Raw genomic sequence first — 16549 nt, 5'->3', positions numbered from 1 at the left:
CCAACAAAAAAGGGCCGCACACTGTGCAGCCCTTTTCACCGGATCCTGCGAAGCGATTACTTTGCAGGATAGTCGCGCTTGCTGGCGCCGGTGTAAAGCTGGCGCGGCCGTCCTATACGGTAGCTGCCGCTGACCATCTCGTTCCAGTGGGAGAACCAGCCGATGGTACGTGCCATGGCGAAGATCACCGTGAACATGGAGGTCGGAATGCCGATCGCTTTCAGGATGATGCCGGAGTAGAAGTCGACGTTCGGGTAGAGCTTGCGCTCCACGAAGTAGTCGTCCTCCAGGGCAATTTTCTCGAGACGCTGGGCGATGCGCAGCAGCGGATCGTTTTCCAGGCCGAGCTCGGCCAGGACCTCGTGACACGTCTCGCGCATGACCTTGGCGCGCGGGTCGAAGTTCTTGTAGACCCGGTGACCGAAGCCCATCAGGCGGAAGGGGTCATCCTTGTCCTTGGCCTTGGCCACGAACTTCTCGATATTGGCTTCGTCGCCGATCTCGGCCAGCATGTCCAGTACCGCCTCGTTGGCACCGCCGTGCGCGGGGCCCCAAAGGGCGGCGATCCCGGAGGCGATACACGCGTAGGGGTTGGCGCCGGTGGAGCCGGCCAGGCGTACGGTGGAGGTGGAGGCGTTCTGTTCGTGGTCGGCGTGGAGGATGAAGATCTTGTCCATGGCCTTGGCCAGGACCGGATTGACCTTGTACTCCTCGCAGGGGTTGCCGAACATCATCTGCAGGAAGTTTTCGGAATAGCTCAGGTCGTTGCGCGGGTAGATGAAAGGCTGCCCGTTGGCGTACTTGTAGCACCAGGCCGCGATGGTCGGCATCTTGGCGACCAGGCGGTGAGCGGTGATCTCGCGCTGCTCCTGGTTGGTCACGTCCATCTGGTCGTGATAGAAGGCGGACAGGGCGCCGACCACGCCGCACATGATGGCCATTGGGTGCGCGTCACGCCGGAAACCGCTGAAGAAATGGCGCATCTGGTCGTGAATCATGGTGTGGTGCTTGACGGTGTCGCGGAAGCGGGCATCTTCCTCGGCTGTCGGCAGTTCACCATTGAGCAGCAGGTAGCAGACTTCCAGGTAGTCGGACTTCTCTGCCAGCTGTTCGATCGGGTACCCGCGGTGCAGAAGAACACCATTGGCACCGTCAATGTAGGTGATCTTGGATTCGCAGGCTGCGGTGGATACGAAGCCTGGATCGTAGGTAAAGACGCCTTCCTGGACGAGACCTCTGACGTCGATGACATCTGGACCTTCCGTGCCGGCATATACGGGCAGCTCAATTGACTTATCACCCACCGAAAGCTGTGCTTTCCTGTCGGTCATGGTGCTCTCCTATATCAGCATTTCCAGCGTTAGAAAGGTTTCCGGAGACGCCGCAGGCGGTGCTGCAGGACAGGCTGAATGGATGTTCTGCCCGCCGCCGGTTGCTCTCTTGAAAACGCATATTATTGCAACATCACTCCGTGAGGTCACGGACGGAACGCCTCTGGGCGCGGCATTCCGGGCTGCACCGGGGTGCAGGGGGTGAGTTGCTTGGTTATTCCGCAAAAACCGTCAGATCGGTGTTTCACGCCCAGCGTCGGGCACACACACAGTTTTGAAGCGTGGCGGCAAAATATAGGGAGTTGGCTTTTATTGTCAATGGATGAAGCAGGAATTCGCAATGATGTATAGTGGCGAAATGGGTAATTTGAGGGATCAGCGATAGGGAATTGCCGAGACTGGACCTTGGTCTGAAAAGTTTTGTAGGTTCCTAAATGTTAATGCAAGCCAGGAGGCTTGTTGGTGGCTAAATGCCCGCTCACTGAGGGGTTTCGGTCGATTGCCGGTTTGTAATTCAAGGGGCCACTCCTTATAATCCCTAGCCCGGAATCGGGGACATGCCAGTCTGGAACGCCAATGACGACGTTTCGTCAGTGTCGTGTTCTCCCTCCATTGTTCTGATCCACAAAAGAACACCCAACTACACCAACCATCCGTCCGGCGAGCTTACGGTGAACCGGACAAGAAGAGAGTGTGAGAGAGCTGTGAATAGCAAACGACCAGTAAATCTCGATCTCAGCAAGTTCCATTTCCCATTGCCAGCGATCACCTCGATCCTGCACCGAATCAGCGGAATCATTATCTTCGTCGGTATTGCGTTCATGCTGTACGGTCTGCAACTTTCCCTGTCGGGGGAGGACGGCTTCAATGCGGTTGGTAACTTGCTGGACAGCTTCCTGGCGAAGCTGATCATCTGGGGCATCCTGTCTGCTCTGCTGTATCACCTGGTGGCAGGTATCAAGCACCTGATCATGGACATGGGGTACTGCGAAGAACTGCAGTCCGGCCGACTGGCCGCGCAAGCCACCGTGGTTATTTCCGTCATCCTGATCGTTCTCGCGGGGGTTTGGGTATGGTAAGCAGCGTAACGAACCTGGGTCGCAGTGGTGTCTATGACTGGATGATCCAGCGCGTCACCGCCTACGTACTGGCGCTATACACCCTTTTTATGCTGGGTTTCCTGCTGTTCACTGACGTGGATTATGCCAGTTGGGCGGGTCTGTTCGATCAAACCTGGTTCAAGATCTTCAGCCTGATGGCGCTGTTTTCGATCGGCGGCCATGCATGGGTCGGGCTCTGGACCGTGACAACCGACTACATCAAGGCCACCGCGCCGCGCTTCCTGGTGCAGGCGTTCTGTGGTGCTGTGATGTTCGTCTATGTGGTTTGGGGTGTACAGATTCTCTGGGGGCTTTGATTTATGTCTAATATGAAGACAATTTCTTATGACGCAATTGTTATCGGCGGTGGCGGCTCCGGCATGCGCGCGGCGCTGCAGCTGACCGAATCCGGCGTCAACACGGCCTGTCTTACCAAGGTGTTCCCGACCCGTTCTCATACGGTCTCCGCCCAGGGTGGCATCACCTGTGCCATCGCCAGTGCGGATCCGAACGACGACTGGCGCTGGCACATGTACGACACCGTCAAGGGGTCCGACTACATCGGTGACCAGGACGCGATCGAGTACATGTGTTCGGTGGGTCCGCAGGCTGTCTTCGAGCTGGAGCATATGGGGCTTCCGTTCTCGCGCACCGAAAACGGCCGCATCTACCAGCGTCCGTTTGGCGGACAGTCCAAGGACTACGGTAAAGGCGGTCAGGCGGCCCGTACCTGTGCGGCGGCTGACCGTACCGGTCACGCCTTGCTGCATACCCTTTACCAGGCCAACCTGAAAGGCGGTACGACCTTCCTCAACGAGTGGTACGCCGTCGATCTGGTCAAGAACAGCAAGAGCCAGGTGGTGGGCGTTATCGCCATCGAGATCGAAACCGGCGAAGTGGCCTTCATCAAGGCCAAGGCCACGGTCCTGGCTACTGGCGGTGCGGGTCGGATCTACGCCTCGACCACCAATGCCCTGATCAACACCGGTGACGGCATCGGTATGGCGCTGCGCGCCGGCTTCCCGGTTCAGGATATGGAGATGTGGCAGTTCCATCCGACCGGTATCCACGGTGCCGGTACGCTGGTCACCGAAGGGTGTCGGGGTGAGGGTGGTTACCTGATCAACTCCGAAGGCGAGCGCTTCATGGAGCGCTACGCGCCCAACGCCAAAGACCTGGCGGGACGTGATGTTGTTGCCCGGTCCATGGTCATCGAGATCCTGGAAGGCCGCGGTGTTGGTCCGGACAAGGACCACGTTCTGCTCAAGCTGGATCACCTGGGTGAAGAGACGCTGAACCTGCGTCTGCCGGGCATCTGTGAGCTGTCACGAACCTTTGCGCATGTGGATCCGGTTAAGGAACCCATCCCGGTTGTGCCGACCTGTCACTACATGATGGGTGGTATCCCGACCAACGTTGGTGGCCAGGCGATTACCCAGGACGAGAATGGCAACGATGTCTTCATTGAAGGGCTGTTTGCCTGCGGTGAGGCCGCCTGCGTGTCTGTACACGGCGCCAACCGCCTGGGTGGCAACTCGCTGCTGGATCTGGTTGTCTTCGGTCGTGCTGCCGGTCTGCACATCGAGAAGCAGCTGCGTGAAGGCGCCGAGGTCATGGAGCCGACCGAGGAGGACATCAAGCGTGCCATGGCTCGCCTTGATCGCCTCAATAGCGCGTCCGAAGGGGAGAGTGTTGCCGAAGTCCGCAAGGATCTGCAGAGCACCATGCAGCTTTATTTCGGTGTGTTCCGGGACGGCGAGAGCATGGAGAAAGGGCTCAAGAAGCTGGACGAGATCGGCGAGCGGGTTCGCAAGACCAGGCTGACCGACCGCAGCAACGCGTTCAACACCGATCGTGTCGAAGCGCTGGAGCTGGACAACCTGTATGAAGTCGCCTATGCCACTGCGGTTTCAGCCATTGAGCGCAAGGAGAGTCGTGGTGCCCATGCACGTAACGACTTTACCGAGCGCGACGATGAGAACTGGCTGAAGCACTCGCTGTACTTCCCGCTTGAGAAGCGTGTAGGCAAGCGTGATGTCAACTTCGCGCCGAAGACGGTGGATACCTTCCAGCCGAAGATTCGGACTTACTAAGGAGTGACGCAGAAATGTTAGTAAGCGTATATCGGTACAATCCCGAAACTGACAACGCGCCTTACATGCAGGATATTGAGCTGGAAATTCCTAAGGGTAAGGACCTGATGGTGCTGGACGTCCTGAATCTCCTGAAGGAGAAGGATCCGTCCCTGGCCTATCGTCGCTCCTGCCGCGAAGGTGTTTGTGGTTCCGACGGTCTCAACATGAACGGCAAGAACGGTCTGGGCTGTATCACGCCGATTTCCGAGGTCGTCAAGAAGGGCAAGCTCGTCATTCGGCCGTTGCCGGGGCTTCCGGTCATCCGCGACCTGGTCGTCGATATGAGCCTGTTCTACCAGCAGTATGAAAAGGTGCAGCCATACCTGATCAATCGTGATCCGGCACCGGCCATCGAACGTCTGCAATCCCCAGAAGAGCGGGAGAAGCTGGACGGCCTGTACGAGTGTATCCTCTGTGCATGCTGTTCCACGTCCTGTCCGTCCTTCTGGTGGAATCCGGACAAGTTCGTCGGTCCGGCAGGCCTGCTGCAGGCATACCGCTTCCTGGCTGACAGCCGGGACCAGGCGAAGGAAGAGCGCCTGGCCAATCTGGATGACCCGTTCAGTGTATTCCGCTGCCGGGGCATCATGAACTGCGTCAGTGTCTGCCCGAAGGGGCTGAATCCGACCAAGGCCATTGGCCATATCCGGAACCTGCTCCTTCAGCGGGCGACCTGATCAGCAAAGGCTGGCACAGGCGCTATACTGTTCTGATGTATCCAGCCTTCCCTGGCGTAAGGTGAAGTCAAAATAAGGACTTACACCATTGGCTAATACCCAGTGTGGGGTAGGGGGAGGCACACTACGGAAGCCGTGGCGTGGGCTTGAAAAGTCTTCGTCGCGGCTTTGCTGAGTTTTAACCACCGGGGAACGGAAAACATCCGCGCCAGTTCAGTGGTGGCAGCAGTCATCGGAATCCCCTCAGGATGACTGTCGTTAACCCCTTGCCATCAGTGAATTGCTCCCCGCTCCAGTCCGAGGTGAGCTATTCAAAATGCATGAAAGCATCATGGAGCAGTTATGGCAGACATCCCACCTGCAGGGCGGGAATCTGACCTATGTTGAAGAGCTTTTCGAAACCTATCTGACCGATCCCAATGCCATTCCCGAAGAATGGCGCAATTATTTCGACAAACTGCCCCGTGTAGATGGTTCATCGGGTAGGGATGTCTCCCTTTCCGCAATCCGCGAACAGTTTGAGCATATTTCCCGCAACCAGCGCCGCCTGGCTGCCAGTGGTGTCCCTGCCTCCGCAACCTCCGATGCTGATCGCAAGCAGATCCGAGTCCTGCAGTTAATCAACGCCTACCGATTCCGTGGTCACCAGCATGCTGACCTGGACCCGCTGGGCGTATGGCAGCGTGAGCAGGTCGAAGACCTGAACATCGGATTCCACGATCTCAGTGACGCAGACATGGATCTGGAATTCCAGACCGGGTCGCTGAATTTCGGCAGGGAAACCATGAAACTGCGCGATATTGTTGATGGTCTCAAGCAGACCTATTGCAGCAGTATCGGCGCAGAGTACATGCATGTTGTCGATACCCGCATCAAGCGCTGGTTCCAGCAGCGTATGGAGCCGGTTCGCTCCAATCCCGAGTATGAAGCCAAGACGCGTCGTCATATCCTTGAGCGTCTGACTGCTGCGGAAGGCCTGGAGAAATACCTCGGTTCCCGCTATCCCGGCGTCAAGCGCTTCGGCCTGGAAGGCGGCGAAAGCCTGATTCCCTGCGTCGACGAACTGATCCAGCGTGCCGGCAGTTACGGTGCCAAGGAAATCGTGATCGGTATGGCGCACCGGGGGCGTCTCAACGTCCTGGTCAACACGTTGGGCAAAAACCCGCGTGAGCTGTTCGACGAGTTCGAGGGCAAGAAGCTGGCCGACGCCGGATCGGGCGATGTGAAGTACCACCAGGGGTTCTCATCCAACGTGATGACCGAAGGCGGCGAGATTCACCTGGCACTGGCCTTCAACCCGTCGCACCTGGAGATCGTGTCGCCTGTGGTCGAAGGTTCGGTCCGTGCACGGCAAACGCGCCGCCAGGATCCGGATGGCAGCCAGGTCGTACCGATCATCATGCACGGGGACGCGGCGTTCGCCGGTCAGGGCGTGGTGATGGAAACGTTCCAGATGTCCCAGACACGGGGCTACGGGGTGGGTGGAACCATCCATATCGTCATCAACAACCAGGTGGGCTTCACCACCAGCAAGCAGGAAGACGCCCGCTCCACCGAGTACTGTACCGACGCCGCCAAGATGGTCCAGGCGCCGATCCTGCATGTGAACGGTGACGATCCCGAAGCGGTCATGTTCGCCACCCAGATGGCGATGGACTATCGCAACGAGTTCAAGCGCGATGTCGTTATCGATCTCGTGTGCTACCGGCGCCGCGGTCATAACGAGGCCGACGAGCCGTCAGCGACCCAGCCGCTGATGTACGAGAAAATCCGCAAGCGTAAGACGACCCGCGAACTCTACGCCAATCGGCTGGTTGAGGCCGGCGTGATCGGCGAAGACGAAGCCAAGTCGATGGATCTTGAATATCGCGATGCGCTCGATAAGGGTGATCACGTCGTCAAGTCGCTGGTGAAAGAGCCCAACAAGGCGCTTTACGTGGATTGGCAGCCTTACCTCGGTCACGAGTGGACGGCCAAGTGCAAGACCAGTGTGGGCCTGAAGACCCTGCAGCGCCTCGGCAAGAAGATGGGGCAACTGCCTGAGGGCTTTGCGGTCCAGCGGCAGGTCTCCAAGATTGTCGACGACCGCAACAAGATGACCCAGGGGGCGTTGCCCATCAACTGGGGCTACGGCGAAGTCATGGCCTATGCCACGCTGCTCAACGAAGGTCACCCGATTCGTATTACCGGCCAGGACGTCGGCCGCGGTACCTTCTCGCACCGCCATGCCGTGCTGCATAACCAGAAGGACGGCCAGACCTACGTCCCGCTGGAGAACATCTCCGACAAGCAGCCCCTGTTCGAGATCTACGATTCGCTCCTGTCTGAAGAAGCGGTTATGGCCTTTGAATACGGCTACTCGACCACCACGCCGGATGCGTTGATCGTCTGGGAAGCCCAGTTTGGTGACTTCGCCAACGGTGCCCAGGTGGTCATTGACCAGTTCCTGACCAGTGGCGAGCACAAGTGGGGACGTTTGTGCGGCCTGACGCTACTGCTGCCGCATGGTTACGAAGGCCAGGGGCCGGAGCACAGCTCCGCGCGTCTGGAGCGATTCCTGCAGATGTGTGCCGAGCACAACATCCAGGTGTGCGTACCCACCACGCCGGCCCAGGTTTTCCATATGCTGCGCCGCCAGGTGAAGCGCCCACTGCGCAAGCCGCTGGTCGCCATCACGCCGAAGAGCCTGCTGCGCCACAAGGAAGCCACTTCCGGCCTGGACGACCTGACCGAGGGCACCTTCCAGACGGTATTGCCGGAGAAGGAGCCGACGGATCCGAAGAAGGCCCGTCGCCTGATTCTCTGCAGTGGCAAGGTCTATTTCGACCTGCTGGAGAAGAAGAAAGCCGACGAGCGGGATGATGTCGCCATCGTGCGTCTGGAGCAGCTTTATCCGTTCCCGGCGGACGATCTGGACGAGGTTCTCAAACCGTACTCCAAACTGACCCATGCGGTCTGGTGTCAGGAAGAACCGATGAACCAGGGCGCCTGGTATTCCAGTCAGCACCATATGCGCCAGGCACTCCACCGCCACAATCCGAAACTGTATCTTCAGTATGCAGGTCGGGACGCGTCCGCCGCACCGGCATGCGGGCACCTCTCGGTCCACATTGAAGAGCAGAAAAAACTGGTTAACGACGCGTTCGAAGTTTGACGAGTTACCGAATTTAAGGATCCGAGATGTCAACTGAAATCAAAGCCCCTGTTTTTCCAGAATCTGTTGCCGAGGGCACAGTCGCGACCTGGCACAAGAAGCCGGGCGAAGCCTGTGAACGTGATGAGCTGATCGTCGATATCGAAACCGACAAGGTTGTCCTTGAAGTGGTTGCGCCGGCAGACGGCGTCATTGACGAAATCGTCAAGGATGAAGGCGACACCGTGGAGAGCGGTGAGGTTATCGGTAAATTCAAGGAGGGCGCGGCAGGTACGGCTTCCGCCGACAAGTCCGATGCCAAGTCTTCCGGTGACGAGGCCAAGGCCGACGCGCCGAAAGCTGAGGAAGGCGGCAAGTCTTCCGGCGGCGAAGCCATCTTGAGCCCGGCTGCGCGCAAACTGGCTGAAGAGAACGACGTCGACCCCAACGCGATCAAGGGTACGGGCAAGGACGGTCGTGTCACCAAGGAAGACGTGCAGAAGCACATCTCCTCAGGTGGCGAATCGGCACCGGCGCCGGCACCGAGCGCGGCTGCTCCGACGGCGGCACCGGCTGCCGACCTGGCTCCGGGCGAACGCCCCGAGAAGCGGGTGCCGATGACCCGTCTGCGGGCCAGCATCGCCAAGCGTCTGGTCAATGCCCAGCAGGACGCGGCCATGCTGACGACGTTCAACGAAGTCAACATGAAGCCGGTGATGGAGCTGCGCAAGCAGTACAAGGAGAGCTTCGAGAAGCGTCATGGGGTGAAACTGGGCTTTATGTCCTTCTTCGCCAAGGCCGCCACCGAGGCCCTCAAGCGCTTCCCGGCCGTTAACGCGTCCATCGACGGCAACGATATGGTTTACCATGGCTACCAGGATATCGGTGTCGCTGTTTCCACCGATCGTGGCCTGGTGGTTCCGGTGGTTCGCGATGTCGACGGTCTGGGGCTGGCCGATATCGAGAAGAAGATCATCGAGTACGGTACCAAGGCGCGTGACGGCAAACTGGGCATTGAGGAAATGACCGGTGGCACCTTCACCATTACCAATGGCGGTATTTTCGGCTCCCTGATTTCCACGCCGATCCTGAATCCGCCGCAGACCGCTATCCTGGGTATGCACAAGATCCAGGAGCGCCCGATGGCCGTTAACGGTCAGGTTGAAATCCTGCCGATGATGTATCTGGCGCTGTCATACGATCACCGCATGATCGATGGTAAGGAAGCTGTTCAGTTCCTGGTGGCCATCAAGGAAATGATCGAGGATCCGGCGCGTATTCTGCTGGATGTCTGAACCGGTTAATCAACACATTTAGAGAAACAGGATAGAACATGTCTGATAAGTTCGATGTCATCATCATCGGTGCCGGGCCTGGCGGCTATGTCGCTGCAATCAAAGGGGCCCAGTTGGGTTTGAAAGTTGCGTGTGTTGAGAACTGGACCTCCAAGGACGGCAAACAGCAGGTGCTGGGTGGTACCTGTCTGAACGTCGGCTGTATCCCGTCCAAGGCACTGCTTGAAATTTCCCACAAGTTCGAGGAAGCCAACCACGGCTTCGCCGAGCAGGGTATCGAGGTTAAGGATCCGTCCATCAACGTTGCCAAGATGATGGAGCGCAAGGACGGCATCGTGAAGCAGCTGACCGGCGGGATCGCGCAGCTGTTCAAAGCGAACGGCGTGACCCCGATCCACGGTCGTGGGCGCTTGCTGGCCAACCGTCAGGTGGAAGTGACCGACAACGACGGCAACACCAAGACGTACGAAGCCGATAACGTGGTGATTGCCACCGGCTCCAACCCGATCGAGATTCCGCCGGCGCCAATGACCGAAGGCTTCATCGTCGACTCCGAGGGTGCCCTGGAATTCGACAAGGTGCCCAAGCGCCTGGGTGTGATCGGTGCCGGTGTTATCGGTCTGGAACTGGGCAGCGTCTGGGCGCGTCTGGGTTCTGAAGTGACGGTCCTGGAAGCGCTCGACACGTTCCTGCCGGCAGTCGACCAGCAGGTGGCCAAGGACGCGCTGAAGCAGTTCAAGAAGCAGGGACTGGACATCAAGCTGAAGGCCCGGGTTACCGGCACCAGCGTCAAGCGCAACCTGGTCAACGTCACTTACGAGGACGCCAAGGGCGAACAGGAGCAGAAGTTCGACAAGCTGATCGTTGCGGTTGGACGTCGGCCGAACACCGACAACCTGCTGGCCGCCGACAGCGGCGTGAACCTGGATGAGCGCGGTTTCATCTTCGTTGACGACTACTGCCAGACCGACGCGCCCGGCGTGTGGGCCATCGGTGACGTGGTACGCGGCCCGATGCTGGCACACAAGGCCTCCGAAGAAGGCGTCATGGTGGTCGAGCGCATTGCCGGTCACAAGCCGCAGGTCAACTATGACTGCATCCCGAACGTTATCTACACCCACCCGGAAGTGGCCTGGGTTGGTAAGACCGAGGAGCAGCTCAAGGCAGAAGGTGAGGCCTACAAGGTGGGCACCTTCCCGTTTGCGGCAAACGGCCGTGCCATGGCCGCGAACGCGGCGATGGGCCTGGTCAAGATCATTGCCGACGAGAAGAGCGATCGTATTCTCGGTTTCCATGTCACCGGTCCGCAGGCGTCAGAAATTGTCGCCCAGGGTGTGATTGCCATGGAATTCGGTTCCAGTGCCGAAGATCTGGCGCTGACCTGTTTCGCGCACCCGACACTGTCGGAGTCCGTGCACGAGGCAGCCCTTGCGGTGGGCGACGGGGCAATCCACGTTGCCAACAGACGCAAGAAAAAATAAGAAGCAGCAGTGGGCCGGTTTATCCGGCCCAACTTGTACAGACGGAGAGGGGCGCAACGAGGCGCTCAGTGTGGACGAACTCTTCCGGCATGGGTCCATGGTGCTGACAGCCGTCAGCATCGTCAGTCGCCGGGGCGGCGGCTCAGGGCCTGCCTGGGTGTGTCGTATCAAAGACTGATGCGCCCGATCAGAATTCGCACCACGCGGGTTCGTATCCCAGAGTGAAGCCACCGGCGGGTGGGGCGGAAGAGCCCGGTCGGCCAGTGTCTTCTGAAATGGTTATCCTCCATATAAGAGTGGGACAACGCTATGAATTTGCACGAATATCAGGGCAAGCAGCTGTTCGCTGAATACGGCCTGCCGGTATCCAAGGGCATCGCCTGCGAGACTCCGCAGGACGCCGTTGCTGCAGCTGCTGAGATTGGCGGTGAGCGCTGGGTTGTGAAGGCCCAGGTTCACGCAGGTGGCCGGGGCAAGGCCGGTGGCGTCAAGCTGGTGAGCAGCAAGGACGAAATCCGCGAGTTTGCGGAGTACTGGCTGGGCCGTAACCTGGTCACCTACCAGACGGACGAGAAAGGCCAGCCGGTCAGCAAGATCCTGGTTGAAGACCTGACAGACATCGACCAGGAGCTCTACCTGGGCGCGGTTGTCGACCGTGGTTCCCGCCGCATTGTCTTCATGGCCTCCACTGAAGGTGGTGTAGAAATCGAGAAAGTCGCCGAGGAAACCCCTGAGAAAATCCTCAAGGCAGAGATCGATCCCCTGGTCGGCGCCCAGCCCTACCAGGCGCGTGAGCTGGCCTTCAAACTGGGCCTGAAAGGCGACCAGATCAAGCAGTTCACCAAGATCTTCCTGGGTCTGGCCAAGCTGTTCGAAGACAAGGACCTGGCGCTGCTCGAAATCAACCCGCTGGTTATCACGCCGGCCGGCAACCTGCACTGCCTGGACGCCAAGATCAACGTTGACGGCAACGCGCTGTACCGTCAGCCGCAGATCCGCGAAATGCACGATCCGAGCCAGGAAGACCCGCGCGAAGCGGATGCGGCCAAGTGGGAGCTGAACTACGTGGCTCTCGAAGGCAACATCGGCTGCATGGTCAACGGTGCCGGTCTGGCCATGGGCACCATGGACATCGTCAAGCTGCACGGCGGTCAGCCGGCCAACTTCCTCGACGTGGGCGGCGGTGCCACCAAAGAGCGTGTCACCGAAGCGTTCAAGATCATCCTGTCCGACGACGCGGTCAAGGCGGTTCTGGTTAACATCTTCGGCGGTATCGTCCGTTGCGACATGATCGCGGAAGGCATTATCGGCGCCGTGAAAGAAGTCGGCGTTAAAGTACCTGTCGTGGTTCGCCTGGAAGGCAACAATGCCGAACTGGGTTCCAAAGTCCTGGCAGACAGTGGCCTGAACATCATCGCGGCTACCAGTCTGACGGATGCTGCACAGCAAGTCGTTAAAGCCGCGGGAGGTAAGTAATGAGCGTCCTGATCAATAAAGACACCAAAGTGATCTGCCAGGGTTTCACCGGTGCACAAGGCACTTTCCACTCTGAGCAGGCAATCGAGTACGGCACCAAAATGGTTGGTGGTGTCTCCCCCGGCAAGGGCGGTACCGAGCACCTGGGGCTGCCGGTCTTCAACACCGTTCGCGAAGCGGTTGAAGCCACTGGCGCGCAGGCCACCGTTATCTACGTGCCGGCGCCTTTCTGTAAGGATGCCATCATCGAAGCGGCGGATGCCGGCATCGAACTGATCGTTTGTATCACCGAAGGCATCCCGACCATCGACATGCTCTACGCGAAAGAGTACGTCGATCGCAAGGGCGTTCGCATGATCGGCCCGAACTGCCCGGGTGTGATTACCCCGGACGAGTGCAAGATCGGCATCATGCCGGGCCACATCCACAAGAAGGGCAAGGTCGGTATCGTTTCGCGTTCCGGCACCCTGACGTACGAGGCGGTCAAGCAGACCACCGACTTCGGCTACGGTCAGTCCACCTGTATCGGTATCGGTGGCGACCCGATTCCGGGTTCCAACTTCATCGACATGCTGAAGCTGCTGCAGGAAGACCCCGAGACGGAAGCGATCGTCATGATCGGTGAGATCGGCGGTACGGCCGAGGAAGAGGCGGCTGCCTTCATCAAGGACAACGTGACCAAGCCGGTCGTGTCCTACATCGCCGGTGTGACGGCGCCTCCGGGCAAGCGCATGGGCCACGCCGGTGCGATCATTGCCGGTGGCAAGGGCACGGCAGACGACAAGTTTGCGGCCCTGGAAGATGCGGGCGTCAAGACCGTTCGCAGTCTGGCCGAGATCGGCCAGGCGCTGAAAGAAGTGACTGGCTGGTAAGGGCCATCGCCTGAAAATAGACCCCTGTTTTCTCCTTTCGGGGAGAGAGCGGGGGTTTTTTCGTTTAAACTGGGCGGGCTTCGCCGCGCGCAGGTCTGTGACGCAGTCCGTTTTAGCGTTAACCTGACCGGCACATTCGTTATAATCCCGGCGAAGACCATGTTCGGTCCGGCCGTTTCGATGCGTCACCGGGCATCCCGGTATCATCCAGTAAGGAGTTCATGCTTTGAGTTCTGTAGATCCCCAGCAGCGCGTGCTGTCTGGTATGCGTCCCACCGGAAAGCTGCACCTTGGTCATTACCATGGCGTGTTGAAAAACTGGGTCAAACTCCAGCATGAATTCGAGTGCTTCTTCTTTGTGGCCGACTGGCACGCGCTGACGACGCAGTACGACGATACCCGCGGTATTGAGTCCAGCGTCTGGGAAATGGTGATCGACTGGCTGGCCGCCGGTGTGAATCCGGGCTCGGCGACCATCTTTATCCAGTCCAAGGTGCCTGAGCATGCGGAACTGCACCTGCTGCTGTCGATGATCACGCCACTGGGCTGGCTGGAACGTATTCCGACCTACAAGGATCAGCAGGAAAAACTGCGTGAGAAAGATCTCGCGACCTATGGTTTCCTGGGCTATCCGCTGCTGCAGAGTGCCGATATTCTCGTGTATCGGGCCGGCCGGGTGCCCGTGGGCGCCGATCAGGTGTCGCACGTGGAGATCACCCGCGAGATCGCGCGCCGTTTCAATCACATCTACGGTCGTGAGCCGGGCTTCGAAGAGCAGGCGGAGGCCGCCATCACCAAGATGGGCAAGAAGAACGCCAAGCTCTATCGCGAGCTGAAGCGCAAGTACCAGGAAGAGGGCGATGTGGAAGCCCTGGACCGGGCTCGGGCTTTGCTCAAGGAGCAGCAGAACATTTCCATGGGCGACAGTGAGCGCCTCTACGGCTACATCGAGGGTGGCGGTAAGGTCATTCTGCCGGAGCCGCAACCACTGCTGACGCCGGATTCCAAAATGCCGGGCCTGGACGGACAGAAGATGTCCAAATCCTATCAGAACACCATCGGCCTGCGGGAAGAGCCGGATGCCGTCGCGCATAAGATCCGTGTCATGCAGACGGATCCACAGCGCGTGCGTCGGACCGATCCGGGCGAGCCGGAAAAGTGTCCGGTCTGGGGGTTGCACAAGGTCTATTCCGACAGTGATACCCAGGAGTGGGTGCAGACCGGCTGCCGCAGTGCCGGGATCGGTTGCCTGGACTGCAAGAAGCCGCTGATCGATGCCATCGTCGAAGAACAGCGCCCGTTGCATGAACGCGCCCGCGAGTATGAGAGCAATCCGGAGCTGATTCGCTCGATCATCGAGGAAGGTTGCGAGCGTGCCCGCGACGCCGCGCGGGAAACCCTCGACGAGGTCCGTCATGCCATGGGACTGTCCTACCGCTGATGGCGCGGGACGACCGCTGGCCCGGGAGCAGCGATGACTGACGATCAGCAGGTGCAGGACACAGCGGAGTCCCAGGGACCAGAGGGTGAGCAACAGGTGTCACCCGATACGGCGGCGGATGCCTCGTCGGTTGCCCGTGTGCTTGGCAAGCCGGTCAAGGACATCCCGCAGGATCTCTATATCCCGCCGGATGCCCTGGCGGTCTTCCTGGAAGCGTTCGAGGGACCGCTGGATCTGCTGCTCTACCTGATTCGCCGCCAGAACATGGATATCCTGGATATCGATGTCAGCGAGATTACCCGACAGTACATGGATTACATCAACGCCATCGAAGCCATGCGCTTCGAACTGGCGGCGGAGTATCTGGTGATGGCGGCAACGCTGGCGGAAATCAAATCGCGGATGTTGCTGCCGCGCCAGGAGAGCGAAGATGAGGAAGAAGTCGATCCCCGCGCCGAATTGATCCGCCGGCTCCAGCAATACGAACGCTTCAAGAAGGCGGCGGAGGATCTGGATGAGCTGCCGCGTATGGAACGGGACACGTTCGCCACATCCGCCTCGCTGCCACGATTGCCGCAAAGCCAGATTCACCCGGATGTGGAGCTGCGCGATATGCTGCTGGCCCTGCGCGATGTTATCCGCCGGGCCGACCTGTTCACCAACCACCATGTCGAGCGGGAGAAGCTGTCCACGCGCGAGCGGATGTCGCATATCCTGTCCAGCCTGTCGGGTGACGCCTTCGTCCGCTTCGAGAGCCTCTTTACCATCGAGGAAGGGCGCCTGGGCGTGGTTGTGACGTTCCTGGCGACACTGGAGCTGGTCAAGGAGCAGCTGATCGAGGTCGTGCAGGGAGAGGTGCTTGGCTCGATCCATGTGCGGGCCAGGGCGGCAAACTGAAGGACAGGGCAACCTGAATGAGCGAAGAACAGATTCGTCGTATACAGCTGATTATCGAAGCCGCGCTATTGGCGGCTGGAAAACCCCTGAATCTGGATCAGCTGCGAGAGCTTTTCACCGAGGATGAGCGCCCGGCCCGCCAGGTGATGGAACACGCGCTCAGCCAACTGGAACAGGCTTGCGAAGACCGCAGCTATGCCCTGTGCAAGGTCTCCAGTGGTTACCGTTTCCAGATCCGCGAGGACTACGCCCGCTGGGTGGGGCGCCTGTTTGAGGAAAAGCCGCAGCGCTATTCCCGCGCGCTGCTGGAGACCCTGGCGCTGATCGCCTATCGCCAACCCATCACTCGGGGGGAAATTGAGGATATCCGAGGGGTTACGGTTAGCAGCAATATCATCCGCACGCTCATGGAGCGAGAATGGGTGCGGATTGTCGGGCACAAGGACGTTCCGGGGCGGCCGGCGATGTATGCCACCACACGCCAGTTTCTCGATTACTTCAACATGACGTCGTTGGAGCAACTGCCACCGTTGTCCGAGATTCGTGACCTTGAGGAGATCGGTCGCGAGATCGAGGAAAAGATCCAGGCCGAGATCCAGTTCGACGGGCCCGAACAAACCGCGGACCGGGACGGCGATGATTCGCCCGACGACGACCATAACGAATCCATTTCCGGGACCGTTCACTAGAGCGGCCCCGGCAGTCTGAAGG

At 59.3% G+C, this 16549-nt stretch carries 13 protein-coding genes; 12 read left to right on the top strand and 1 reads right to left on the bottom strand.

The features are described from left to right. Positions 1–56 precede the first annotated feature (56 nt). Positions 57–1331 carry a citrate synthase gene (gltA, locus tag EZI54_RS01660; protein ID WP_131478391.1) on the bottom strand — a complete coding sequence of 425 codons (1275 nt, stop codon included), beginning with the start codon at positions 1329–1331 and terminating at the stop codon, positions 57–59. Between the two features lie 704 nt (positions 1332–2035). On the opposite strand from gltA, the gene sdhC reads away from it, so the two are divergent. From sdhC to scpB, 12 genes are all read left to right on the top strand, one after another. Beyond that, complete coding sequence (gene sdhC, locus EZI54_RS01655) at positions 2036–2410, top strand: succinate dehydrogenase, cytochrome b556 subunit (RefSeq protein ID WP_131478645.1); 375 nt, start codon at positions 2036–2038, stop codon at positions 2408–2410. Beyond that, a complete protein-coding gene (gene sdhD, locus EZI54_RS01650; protein WP_131478389.1) occupies positions 2404–2748 on the top strand; it encodes a succinate dehydrogenase, hydrophobic membrane anchor protein in 345 nt (114 codons plus the stop codon). The genes sdhC and sdhD overlap by 7 nt, the downstream gene beginning before the upstream one ends. Positions 2749–2751: 3 nt before the next feature. Beyond that, complete coding sequence (gene sdhA, locus EZI54_RS01645; protein WP_131478387.1) at positions 2752–4524, top strand: succinate dehydrogenase flavoprotein subunit; 1773 nt, start codon at positions 2752–2754, stop codon at positions 4522–4524. Between the two features lie 14 nt (positions 4525–4538). Then, a complete protein-coding gene (locus tag EZI54_RS01640; RefSeq protein ID WP_131478385.1) occupies positions 4539–5243 on the top strand; it encodes a succinate dehydrogenase iron-sulfur subunit in 705 nt (234 codons plus the stop codon). A 316-nt stretch (positions 5244–5559) separates the two neighbouring features. Then, positions 5560–8397 carry a 2-oxoglutarate dehydrogenase E1 component gene (locus EZI54_RS01635; protein WP_131478383.1) on the top strand — a complete coding sequence of 946 codons (2838 nt, stop codon included), beginning with the start codon at positions 5560–5562 and terminating at the stop codon, positions 8395–8397. Between the two features lie 26 nt (positions 8398–8423). Further along, positions 8424–9671: a 2-oxoglutarate dehydrogenase complex dihydrolipoyllysine-residue succinyltransferase gene (odhB, locus tag EZI54_RS01630; protein WP_131478381.1), complete on the top strand. Its 1248-nt coding sequence runs from the start codon at positions 8424–8426 to the stop codon at positions 9669–9671. A gap of 38 nt (positions 9672–9709) precedes the next feature. Continuing rightward, positions 9710–11152: a dihydrolipoyl dehydrogenase gene (lpdA, locus tag EZI54_RS01625; RefSeq protein WP_131478379.1), complete on the top strand. Its 1443-nt coding sequence runs from the start codon at positions 9710–9712 to the stop codon at positions 11150–11152. A gap of 309 nt (positions 11153–11461) precedes the next feature. Beyond that, positions 11462–12628 (top strand): ADP-forming succinate--CoA ligase subunit beta, encoded by a 1167-nt coding sequence (gene sucC / locus EZI54_RS01620; protein ID WP_131478377.1) that lies wholly within the window; start codon positions 11462–11464, stop codon positions 12626–12628. Then, complete coding sequence (gene sucD / locus EZI54_RS01615) at positions 12628–13500, top strand: succinate--CoA ligase subunit alpha (protein ID WP_131478375.1); 873 nt, start codon at positions 12628–12630, stop codon at positions 13498–13500. The genes sucC and sucD overlap by 1 nt, the downstream gene beginning before the upstream one ends. A 226-nt stretch (positions 13501–13726) precedes the next feature. Then, entirely contained in the window at positions 13727–14941 is a 1215-nt protein-coding gene (locus tag EZI54_RS01610; RefSeq protein ID WP_207389118.1) for a tryptophan--tRNA ligase, read from the top strand. A gap of 33 nt (positions 14942–14974) precedes the next feature. Continuing rightward, positions 14975–15838 carry a segregation and condensation protein A gene (locus EZI54_RS01605; RefSeq protein WP_131478373.1) on the top strand — a complete coding sequence of 288 codons (864 nt, stop codon included), beginning with the start codon at positions 14975–14977 and terminating at the stop codon, positions 15836–15838. Between the two features lie 17 nt (positions 15839–15855). Then, positions 15856–16527: an SMC-Scp complex subunit ScpB gene (gene scpB / locus EZI54_RS01600; protein ID WP_131478371.1), complete on the top strand. Its 672-nt coding sequence runs from the start codon at positions 15856–15858 to the stop codon at positions 16525–16527. The last annotated feature ends 22 nt before the right edge of the window (positions 16528–16549 follow it).

This window comes from Marinobacter halodurans (assembly GCF_004327985.1).
Lineage (GTDB): Bacteria > Pseudomonadota > Gammaproteobacteria > Pseudomonadales > Oleiphilaceae > Marinobacter_A > Marinobacter_A halodurans.
Note: the sequence above shows the minus strand (reverse complement) of the source record. Positions and strands in the feature narration are given on the sequence as shown.